This is a genomic window from Phocaeicola sp. (assembly GCF_057861905.1).
This window is the reverse complement of record NZ_DBMACV010000011.1, coordinates 52,026-61,771: the sequence shown is the minus strand read 5'-3', so window position 1 is coordinate 61,771 and position 9,746 is coordinate 52,026. Positions and strand designations below refer to the sequence as shown.

Below are 9,746 nucleotides of genomic sequence, written 5' to 3'. Positions count from 1 at the left end.
CGAGATTATCTTCTGAATATCGCTGCCTGAAAAAGTTAACTACACTCTTATCGTTGATAAAGAAAAGAGGGTGAATCGCGTATTACGACACACCCTCTTTTCTTATTTATCTGGAAAGTGGTTTATCAGTTGTTTTCCGGACGAAGTTTACGAACGGTTACGGCTGTCTGCCACATTTCGCTTTCGCGCAACTGACGAAGTTCTTCGTTCAGTTTATCACGATAGTCCGGCTGAGAGTTTGAGTCGATAGAACGCTGTGCTTCGTGGCCTTCGGCAACCGACTTGTACAGTTTTTCGAATACCGGTTTGGTAGCATCGTGGAACGGAGTCATCCAGTCCAATGCACCACGCTGAGCAGTTGTAGAACAGTTAGCGTACATCCAGTCCATACCTTTTGCTGCAAACAGCGGCATCAACGACTGAGTAAGTTCCTCAACTGTTTCGTTGAAGGCTTCCGAAGGTGAGTGTCCGTGTTCACGCAATGTTTCATACTGTGCCAGCAGCAAGCCCTGAATTGCACCCATCAATGTACCACGTTCACCTGTCAAATCGGATGTAGCTTCACGCTGGAAGGTTGTTTCGAACAAATAACCTGAGCCGATACCGATACCCAGTGCAATAGTACGTTCGTAAGCCTTGCCGGTAGCATCCTGATAGATAGCGTACGATGAGTTCAAGCCACGTCCTTCGAGGAACATGGTACGCAAAGATGTACCCGAACCTTTAGGAGCAACCATGATAACGTCGACATCTTTGGGAGGAACCACACCGGTACGGTCGTTCCATGTAATGGCAAATCCGTGAGAGAAATACAATGCTTTGCCAGCAGTCAGATGAGGTTTGATGGTAGGCCATACAGAAATAACGGCAGCATCCGACAACAGACACATGATAATAGTACCTCTCTTGCAAGCTTCTTCGATGCTGAACAAGGTTTCGCCCGGTACCCAACCGTCGGCAACAGCTTTTTCGAATGTCTTGCCCTGACGCTGTCCTACGATTACGTTGAAACCATTGTCACGCAGATTCAGTGACTGTCCGGGGCCCTGTACACCATAACCGATGACAGCTATTGTTTCGTTTTTCAATACTTCACGTGCTTTTTCCAAGGGGAACTCATCGCGGATTACTACATTTTCAGTAACGCCGCCAAAATTCATTTGTGCCATAATTACAATCTTTTTATTAAAAAATCAGTTAAATATCACTTTACAACGAGCGACAACTTCCGTGCCGTTCTTTTTTATCTCTATATCGTATTCGTTCTCGCCCACCTGTTCGCGATAGAAGCTCAGCTTGTCGCCATAATAGCTTTCGGCAACGTATGCCACTTCGAAGCGGTGAATAGATTTATTGCGGAACATTTCGAGTGGGAACAAATCGAGTGCATGTTCGATGTACTTGATACTATTGACATGACCGTTGAGGTCAATGTCGCTGTACTTCACCAAGTACTCGGAACAAGGAGTCTGCTCTGTCACCTTTACACGGCCGGCTTTGGCTATGGGACAGTCTTTCTTGCAAATATAGTCGGTAATCTTGCCGCCATGCAATGCAAGCAAATCGGCAGGCTTACGAGTTTCCATGCTGATCATTGCCCAGATAGAACGTGCATATCCTATCGGCTTGCCGTCCTGATTCAGGATAGCAAAATTACGGTCGGTAAACAGACGGTACACATTTTCCACCCACGTCTGGATGCTGAACTTCTCGTATGCACGGGGCATTTCCTCCATTTCCACTGCCAGACGTGAAAGCACCCATGTATAATGGTTCTCGTTCAGGGTGGCAATGCCGAAGCCGCGCTCTGCCGCATGAAAGCCAGCACAGTTTAACAGATGGTTACCCAATACGCCCATCGTAAGCTTTTCCATAAAATCTACGTGGAACGGTTCTGCTACAAACTGGTAGGTACTAACTTTATTATCCTCACTCATAACCTTCTTTATTGTTTTTCGTTTTTATATCGTTCTTCCCGATGTGCCAGATATTCGTTTACACGCTCAAAACAACTGGTCGAAATTGCAATTCTTCCTGAGCGGACAAATTGCAGTACGCAGTTCAGGTTTTTCAGTTCTTGGTACAAGCTGGTGATATCATCGCTCATGCCCGTCATCTCTACCACAGAGAAGGTAGGATTTACTTCTACAATGTGTGCGCCATAGCGACGTACAACTTTCGAAGGTTCTGCCGTCGACTGAAATTCGGGCGTAGAAACTTTATACATGGCCACCTCACGCTGGAAGATTTCCTTGTCGGTAAAGTAGTGTGCCTGTATCACGTCCATTTTCTTTTCTATCTGACGTACCAGTTTCTCTATGATATCAGGGGTAGTCCAGCAAGTAATGGTATACTTATGTACTCCCTTGATGGAAGAGGCAGACACGTTCAGACTTTCGATGTTTATCTGGCGACGTGTAAATACAGCCGTTACCTGATTCAACAAACCGGCAATGTTTTCCGAATGAACGATTATCGTATATAATGTCTTATTATCCATAGTTACTCTTAATTAACAGTCCAACAGCATATAGTTTACGGGACTTCCCGGAGGAGTCATAGGCAATACCTTTCCTTCTTCCACCACACAGGTTTCAAGCAGGAACGGTCCGTCGGTTTCCAGCATCTCACGAATGGCGTCGTTCAACTCGGAACGGTCTATCACTCTGCGGGAAGGAATACCATATGCCGAAGCAATCTGCATGTAGTCGGGGTTCATCATCGGAGTAAATGAATAACGGCGTTTGAAGAACATAGCCTGCCACTGGCGGACATTGCCCAGGAAATTATTATTCATAAGAATAATCTTTACCGGTGCTTTCTGCTCCATCACTGTTCCCAACTCCTGCATGGTCATCTGCAAACCTCCGTCGCCCATAAAGGCACAGACTGTACGTTCGGGACATCCGAAGGTGGCACCGATAGCTGCCGGCAAGCAGAAGCCCATCGTACCCATACCGCCCGACGTTACAACACTGCGGTTCTTCGTGAATTTGAAATAGCGACAAGCTAACATCTGGTTCTGACCGACATCGGTAACCAGTATCGCTTCATTTTTGGTTGCCTCGCTCACTGCGTGAACCACCTCGCCCATGTTCAACGGTCCCTCTGCAGGAAATACTTCCGGTTTTATGACTTGGGTATATTCTGTTTCCTCATATGATTGGAAACTGGCAATCCATTCGGTATGTTTCTGAGGTTTTATCCGTTCGGTCAGCGCAGACAATGTACGCTTGCAGTTGCCAAGCACAGGTACATCTACAGGTACATTCTTACCAATTTCAGAAGGATCGATATCCAAATGAATGACTTTCGCCTGACGGGCATAAGTAGATAAATCGCCTGTCACACGGTCGTCGAAACGCATTCCTACTGCAATAAGCACATCACATTCGTTGGTCTTGACGTTCGGACCAAGATTCCCGTGCATACCCAGCATACCTTTGTTCAGGGGATGACCGGAAGGAAGTGCCGAAAGTCCCAGCAAAGTACATCCACAAGGCATATCAGCCTTTTCGACAAACTTACGCAATTCTTCCTGTGCGCCGCCCAGTTCTACACCCTGACCGACCAATACCAAGGGACGTTGAGCATTGTTTATCAGTTCTGCCGCCTTATCTATTTCATCCATGTCGGTTTCCGGATCGGGATCATAACTGCGGATAAAGTCAACATCTACCGGTTCGTAATCGGTCATTTCAACTTGCGCATTCTTTGCAAAGTCGAGAACCACCGGTCCGGGACGTCCGCTTCGTGCGATATAAAAGGCACGTGAAACCGCCCATGCTACGTCGTCCGCACGGCGTATCTGATAACTCCATTTAGAAATTGGTTGTGTAATGCCTACCAGGTCTACTTCCTGAAAGGCATCTGTACCCAACAATCCGGCACCTACCTGCCCTGCTATGACAACAATAGGCGTACTGTCTATCATAGCATCGGCTATTCCTGTAATGGTATTCGTAGCTCCCGGACCACTTGTTACCAGACAAACTCCAACTTCTCCCGACACACGGGCAAAACCTTGAGCTGCATGAGCAGCCCCTTGTTCGTGACGAACCAGTATATGGTTCAATTTATCTCTATGATCGTATAAGGCATCGAATACAGGCATGATAGCTCCTCCCGGATAACCGAAAAGAGTCTTTACTCCTTCATGCTCTAATGAACGCATCAATGCTTCCGATCCCGTAATTCTTTCTTTAGCCATAAATCAAAATGAAGAATAATGGTTTTATACAATTCTTACTCCACCCTTGTCGGCTGAGCTTACCATGCTGGCATAAGCCTTCAAGGCTTTAGAGACCTGACGGTTACGAGTTACAGGCGTCATCGGACGTGCTGCCAGCTCTTCATCAGTGAGTTTTACATTTATCGTACGGTTGGGTATATCAATCTCAATGATATCTCCGTCTACTATCTTACCGATATTTCCACCGGCTGCTGCTTCGGGAGAAATATGTCCGATACTCAGACCGGAAGTTCCTCCACTAAACCGGCCATCTGTAATCAAAGCACATTCTTTTCCCAAATGTTTCGACTTGATATATGAAGTCGGATAAAGCATTTCCTGCATACCCGGCCCGCCCTTCGGACCTTCGTGAATAATGACTACCACGTCGCCACTCACAACCTTACCTCCAAGAATTCCTTCACACGCCGATTCCTGTGAATCGAATACTTTGGCCGGGCCTGAGAACTTCCAGATACTTTCGTCTACTCCGGCGGTTTTCACCACACAACCATCCTGGGCAATATTACCTTTCAGCACAGCCAGTCCACCGTCTTTGCTGTAAGCATGTTGCAAATCGCGGATGCAACCAGTAGCACGGTCTGTATCAAGTTCTTTATACGTATTGTTCTGAGAACCCAGCTGGATGTTGAATTTACCGCCCGGTGCACTTGTATAAATACGAATAGCCTCAGCATCTACATCCGCTTTACATACATTGTACTTGGCAATTGCCTCTCCAAGTGTAGTACCATCTACACGATGTACGGTAGTATCGAGCAGCCCGCCTTTGGCAAGTTCGCCTAAGATATTAAGAATACCGCCTGCACGATTGACATCCTGAATATGATATTTCTGGGTATTGGGAGCAACTTTGCACAAACAAGGTACACGGCGTGACAACATATCGATGTCATCCATTTTAAAATCGACTTCTGCTTCGTGTGCAATCGCCAGCAAATGCAATACAGTATTAGTAGAACCTCCCATTGCAATATCCAGTGTCATGGCATTCAAGAAGGCTTGACGCGTAGCAATACTGCGCGGCAATACGCTGTCATCACCTTCTTCATAGTATTTATATGCATTTTTCACAATCAGTTCGGCAGCATCCCGAAACAAACGTTTACGGTTTTCGTGAGTTGCAACAATTGTTCCGTTTCCCGGAAGAGCCAATCCGATAGCTTCATTCAGGCAGTTCATGGAATTGGCGGTGAACATTCCGGAACAGCTACCGCATCCGGGACAAGCATGACACTCAATCTCAGCTACATCCTCATCGCTGACAGTAGGATCGGCCGACTTAATCATGGCATCAATCAAATCAAGATGCATACCGCCCCATTCTCCTGCTTCCATCGGACCACCGGAAACAAATACAGTCGGGATATTCAATCGCATGGCAGCCATGAGCATTCCCGGAGTTATCTTATCGCAATTCGAAATACAGACCATCGCATCTGCCTTATGTGCATTCACCATATACTCCACGCTATCGGCTATAATGTCACGGGAAGGCAAAGAATACAACATTCCATCATGCCCCATTGCAATACCGTCATCTATGGCAATAGTATTAAATTCAGCGGCAAAGCATCCTAATTTCTCGATTTCTGCTTTTACCTGCTGGCCTATTTCATGTAAATGCGTATGCCCCGGGACAAACTGCGTAAATGAATTTACGATAGCAATAATGGGCTTCCCAAACATTTCCTTCTTCATACCGTTGGCTACCCATAAGGCTCTTGCTCCTGCCATACGGCGACCTTCGGTACTCATCGAACTGCGTAACTGATGTTTCATTACATTTATCTCCTTTTCATTAAGTAAAAAGCCTTTCTCAACACTGGCGAGAAAGGCTTCTATACATATTTCTTTATGTGAACTATATACACGAAAACTTTACTCACCTCTTGGTTCTTTTACCACGACGCGAATAATATGCAGGACTGCCAGGTTAATTCGTATATCAGTTATCACTTTCATGTTATCTTGCTTTGTTTTACATCTGCAAAGGTAAAGGCTTTTTCGAAACAAACAAATAAAATGAAAGATTTTTTCGACGAAAAATAATTATTAGTAAGTTCCAAGGCGAATTTTATATCCAAATTCTTTTTATAGAGCCCTTATCATCACTTTTGTTTTAAAAAGAGTAAGCAGAAAAGAAGAAACCTCCTCATTTCAATAAATCATTTTTTATTTGTACCTTTGGCGAAAATTCATTCATTTAAAACTATTATAAAAAAGAGTATGGAAAACAAATACATCACCGTAGCATACCGATTGTATGCTATTGCTGACGGTAACAAAGAATTGCTGGAAGAAGCAACTGTAGAACATCCGTTCCAGTTTATTTCAGGTATCGGATATACACTCGATAAATTTGAAAAAGAAATCACAGCACTGAGTAAAGGAGACAACTTCAACTTTACAATTCCTTGTGCAGAAGCATACGGAGAGCGCAATGAAGATAATGTTCGTCAGGTTTCTAAATCTATGTTCTGTGATCCTGACGGCAACTTCGACAGCGAAAACATCTTCCCGGGTAACATCATCATGCTGAATGATGCAGAAGGACATCAGTTCTATGCGAATGTAGGTGAAGTAACAGAAGATAAAGTTGTACTTGATCTTAACCATCCTCATGCAGGAAAGGACCTGATCTTTGAAGGAACTGTTACAGAAATGCGTCCGGCTACCAATAAAGAAATAGAAGGAATGGTAAACATGATGAGCGGAGAAGGATGTGGTTGCGGATGTGACAGCTGCGGTGGAGGCTGCGGCGACCACGAGCATCATCACCACGACGACGGATGTTGCGGAGGTGGATGCGGACATTGTCATTAATAAATTCAGTCCATATCACGAAAAGTACAATGTCGATGTTATCGTACATTGTACTTTTCATAAACATTTTTCCATTATGATACTTATCGCCGATAGCGGATCGACAAAAACAGATTGGTGCTACGGTACAGAAATAGCTAATTGCAAAATTGTTCAGACGGAAGGAATCAATCCATTCCATCAGCCGGAAGAAAAAATACAATCTATCATTTATAATGAACTTCTTCCACAACTTGAAACTCCAATCCAACGTTGCACAGCTATTTATTTTTATGGTGCCGGATGTTTACCACCAAAGACTGAAAGCATTACGCGGGTATTACAAAATACGTTTCCAGAAGCTGATATTTTTATAGAAACAGACTTGCTGGGAGCTGCACGCGCCTTATGTAAAAATGAGGTAGGAATAGCCTGTATCCTCGGAACGGGTTCCAACTCATGCCTATATGATGGAAAGACAATCATACAGAACATTCCCCCGTTAGGATATATTTTAGGAGATGAAGGTAGCGGGGCTTACTTAGGAAAACGTTTTATCAGTGACTGCCTGAAGGGACAATTGCCTGAAATATTACGGGACGGTCTACAGGAAAAGTTCAACCTTACTATTCCTGAGATATTGGATAAAGTCTATCGACAGCCACAAGCCAACCGTTTTCTTGCTTCTTTTACACCTTATATATATGAGCATAGAAGAATGACACAGGTACATGCTTTTCTATTAGACTGTTTCGGAGAGTTCTTCCGCCGCAATGTCCTGATGTATCCGCAGATATTTCCGGTTTCTTTTGTCGGCTCCATTGCATGGTACTTTCACGAAGAACTGGAAGAGTCTGCACATTCTTTTAATATACCACTTGGAATTTTTATAAAGAATCCTATAGACGAGTTGACTCGTTATCACTTTCAATTATCAGAATATTGATAAAATAAAAAAGGGAATCTTCCCAGACTCCCAATCTTCATTAACCTTAAATCTAATACCATGAAAAACACAATGCAAAGATAGAGATTATATGTTATATAACACAATAAGAGCAAAGGGAAAGCCCGCATATTAGCTTTATTTAACAAATGAGCCTTTCATCTGCAAAACGAGTTAAAATTATTTGCTTATTACACAGACAAGATATAACTTTGTTGAAATATTTTCAAACATGCTATATATACATATACCAATAAGCAAAGAATACAATATTAAGTTTAACCTATTATAATTTAGTTATGGAGAATTATACAAATAATATGGTACGCTACAATAGCATAATAAAGGCATGTGTCCTTATAGGGGAATTATGTATTTGTAGCGGATTATTCTATATTTTTTACCTATGGGCAATTTATAGGGGAAAATATACAGAGTTAACGGCAACATTACCTCAAGTATTAATCATCATCATATTGTGTTATCTGATATGCAGCATTCAAGGCGGAGTTATCTTACACCTGCGTAAAATATATCCCTATCAGATAATCATGCGTGTATTCCATAACGTTTTTTATTTCTCAATATTGGGAGGGGCAGTATTAAGTGTAGGAAAGTTCATGAATATATATTCGATGTTTTTTCCAGCCTACATTTCCACCTTATTTCTTTTACTAAGCCTTTTCCGACTTACATTTAGAAATGTATTAAAACATTTCCGCAGTCAAGGGAAAAACGTACGCTATGTTGTGTTAGTGGGCAGTACATCCAATAATATTGAAATGTATCATGAGCTATCGGACGACCCGTCTACGGGGTATAGAGTAAATGGATATTTTGATGATAAGCCTAATCCTGAAATGCCATCACAATGTCAATATTTAGGACAACCGGAGGACGTACAAAATTACCTGAAAAAAAACTCATATATACATTATCTATTTTGCTGTCTTCCCTCACGCCGTAGCGATATAATCGTGCCGATAATCAACTATTGCGAAAACCACTTAGTACATTTCTACAGTGTGCCGAACTTGCATAATTACCTGCATAATCGGGTATATTTTAACATGATGGGAAATGTTCCTTATCTTAGTCTACGCCAAGACCCATTAAGTCGTCCTGAAAATAAGATTCTGAAACGTACATTCGACATTGTTTTCTCCCTGTTATTCCTGTGCACGCTGTTCCCGATTATCTTAATCATTGTTACTATCGTAACCAAACTGACTATGCCAGGTCCAATCTTCTTCCGACAGAAACGCAACGGACTGAATGATAAAGAATTTTATTGCTATAAGTTCCGTTCGATGAAAGTCAACAAGGAGGCAGATACTTTGCAGGCAACCAAAGACGATCCCCGCAAAACCCGCTGGGGAAATATCATGCGAAAGACAAACATCGACGAGCTGCCCCAGTTTATCAATGTTCTGCTTGGCGATATGAGTATAGTAGGACCACGTCCTCACATGCTGAAGCATACGGAAGAATATTCCAAACTGATAAACAAATACATGGTACGCCACTTTGTCAAGCCAGGTATTACAGGCTGGAGTCAGGTAACCGGCTACCGAGGTGAAACAAAGGAGCTGAAAGATATGGAAGGACGTGTAATTGGTGACATCTGGTACATTGAACACTGGAGTTTCTGGCTGGATATTTACATCATCTACAAGACCGTCAGAAATGCAATCCATGGTGAGAAAAATGCTTATTAACTTAATATAGCGATGCAATAACGGC

Annotated in this window: 8 protein-coding genes; 3 read left to right on the top strand and 5 right to left on the bottom strand. The window is 43.0% G+C overall.

The window, feature by feature from the left end; genetic code table 11:
• Nucleotides 1-125: 125 nt before the first annotated feature.
• From ilvC to ilvD, 5 genes are read right to left on the bottom strand one after another with little or no spacing between them, the layout of a single operon-like run.
• Nucleotides 126-1,169, bottom strand: coding sequence for a ketol-acid reductoisomerase (gene ilvC / locus ACZM60_RS03745; protein ID WP_021970230.1), 1,044 nt, complete (start codon nt 1,167-1,169; stop codon nt 126-128).
• Nucleotides 1,170-1,193: 24 nt separating this feature from the next.
• Complete coding sequence (locus tag ACZM60_RS03740) at nt 1,194-1,937, bottom strand: acyl-[acyl-carrier-protein] thioesterase (RefSeq protein ID WP_489520862.1); 744 nt, start codon at nt 1,935-1,937, stop codon at nt 1,194-1,196.
• 8 nt (nt 1,938-1,945) lie between these two features.
• Nucleotides 1,946-2,500 (bottom strand): acetolactate synthase small subunit, encoded by a 555-nt coding sequence (gene ilvN / locus ACZM60_RS03735; RefSeq protein WP_021970232.1) that lies wholly within the window; start codon nt 2,498-2,500, stop codon nt 1,946-1,948.
• Between the two features lie 12 nt (nt 2,501-2,512).
• Complete coding sequence (ilvB, locus tag ACZM60_RS03730; RefSeq protein WP_489520861.1) at nt 2,513-4,210, bottom strand: biosynthetic-type acetolactate synthase large subunit; 1,698 nt, start codon at nt 4,208-4,210, stop codon at nt 2,513-2,515.
• A gap of 24 nt (nt 4,211-4,234) precedes the next feature.
• Entirely contained in the window at nt 4,235-6,034 is a 1,800-nt protein-coding gene (ilvD, locus tag ACZM60_RS03725; RefSeq protein ID WP_489520860.1) for a dihydroxy-acid dehydratase, read from the bottom strand.
• Between the two features lie 447 nt (nt 6,035-6,481).
• Here ilvD and ACZM60_RS03720 point away from each other — a divergent pair, with 447 nt between their 5' ends.
• The 3 genes from ACZM60_RS03720 (at nt 6,482) to ACZM60_RS03710 (ending at nt 9,721) form a co-directional block, all read left to right on the top strand.
• Nucleotides 6,482-7,078, top strand: coding sequence for an FKBP-type peptidyl-prolyl cis-trans isomerase (locus ACZM60_RS03720; protein WP_021969985.1), 597 nt, complete (start codon nt 6,482-6,484; stop codon nt 7,076-7,078).
• Between the two features lie 76 nt (nt 7,079-7,154).
• The gene (locus ACZM60_RS03715; RefSeq protein WP_489520859.1) at nt 7,155-8,003 is read left to right on the top strand and encodes an ATPase; all 849 of its coding nucleotides are present in this window, start codon (nt 7,155-7,157) and stop codon (nt 8,001-8,003) included.
• A gap of 299 nt (nt 8,004-8,302) precedes the next feature.
• Complete coding sequence (locus tag ACZM60_RS03710; protein ID WP_489520858.1) at nt 8,303-9,721, top strand: undecaprenyl-phosphate glucose phosphotransferase; 1,419 nt, start codon at nt 8,303-8,305, stop codon at nt 9,719-9,721.
• Nucleotides 9,722-9,746 lie beyond the last annotated feature (25 nt).

Excerpts from the sequence above, each read along its gene's own strand:
- ilvC (WP_021970230.1), bottom strand. The coding sequence starts at position 1,169 with ATGGCACAAATGAATTTTGGCGGCGTTACTGAAAATGTAGTAATCCGC.
- ACZM60_RS03740 (WP_489520862.1), bottom strand. The coding sequence starts at position 1,937 with ATGAGTGAGGATAATAAAGTTAGTACCTACCAGTTTGTAGCAGAACCG.
- ilvN (WP_021970232.1), bottom strand. The coding sequence starts at position 2,500 with ATGGATAATAAGACATTATATACGATAATCGTTCATTCGGAAAACATT.
- ilvB (WP_489520861.1), bottom strand. The coding sequence starts at position 4,210 with ATGGCTAAAGAAAGAATTACGGGATCGGAAGCATTGATGCGTTCATTA.
- ilvD (WP_489520860.1), bottom strand. The coding sequence starts at position 6,034 with ATGAAACATCAGTTACGCAGTTCGATGAGTACCGAAGGTCGCCGTATG.
- ACZM60_RS03720 (WP_021969985.1), top strand. The coding sequence starts at position 6,482 with ATGGAAAACAAATACATCACCGTAGCATACCGATTGTATGCTATTGCT.
- ACZM60_RS03715 (WP_489520859.1), top strand. The coding sequence starts at position 7,155 with ATGATACTTATCGCCGATAGCGGATCGACAAAAACAGATTGGTGCTAC.
- ACZM60_RS03710 (WP_489520858.1), top strand. The coding sequence starts at position 8,303 with ATGGAGAATTATACAAATAATATGGTACGCTACAATAGCATAATAAAG.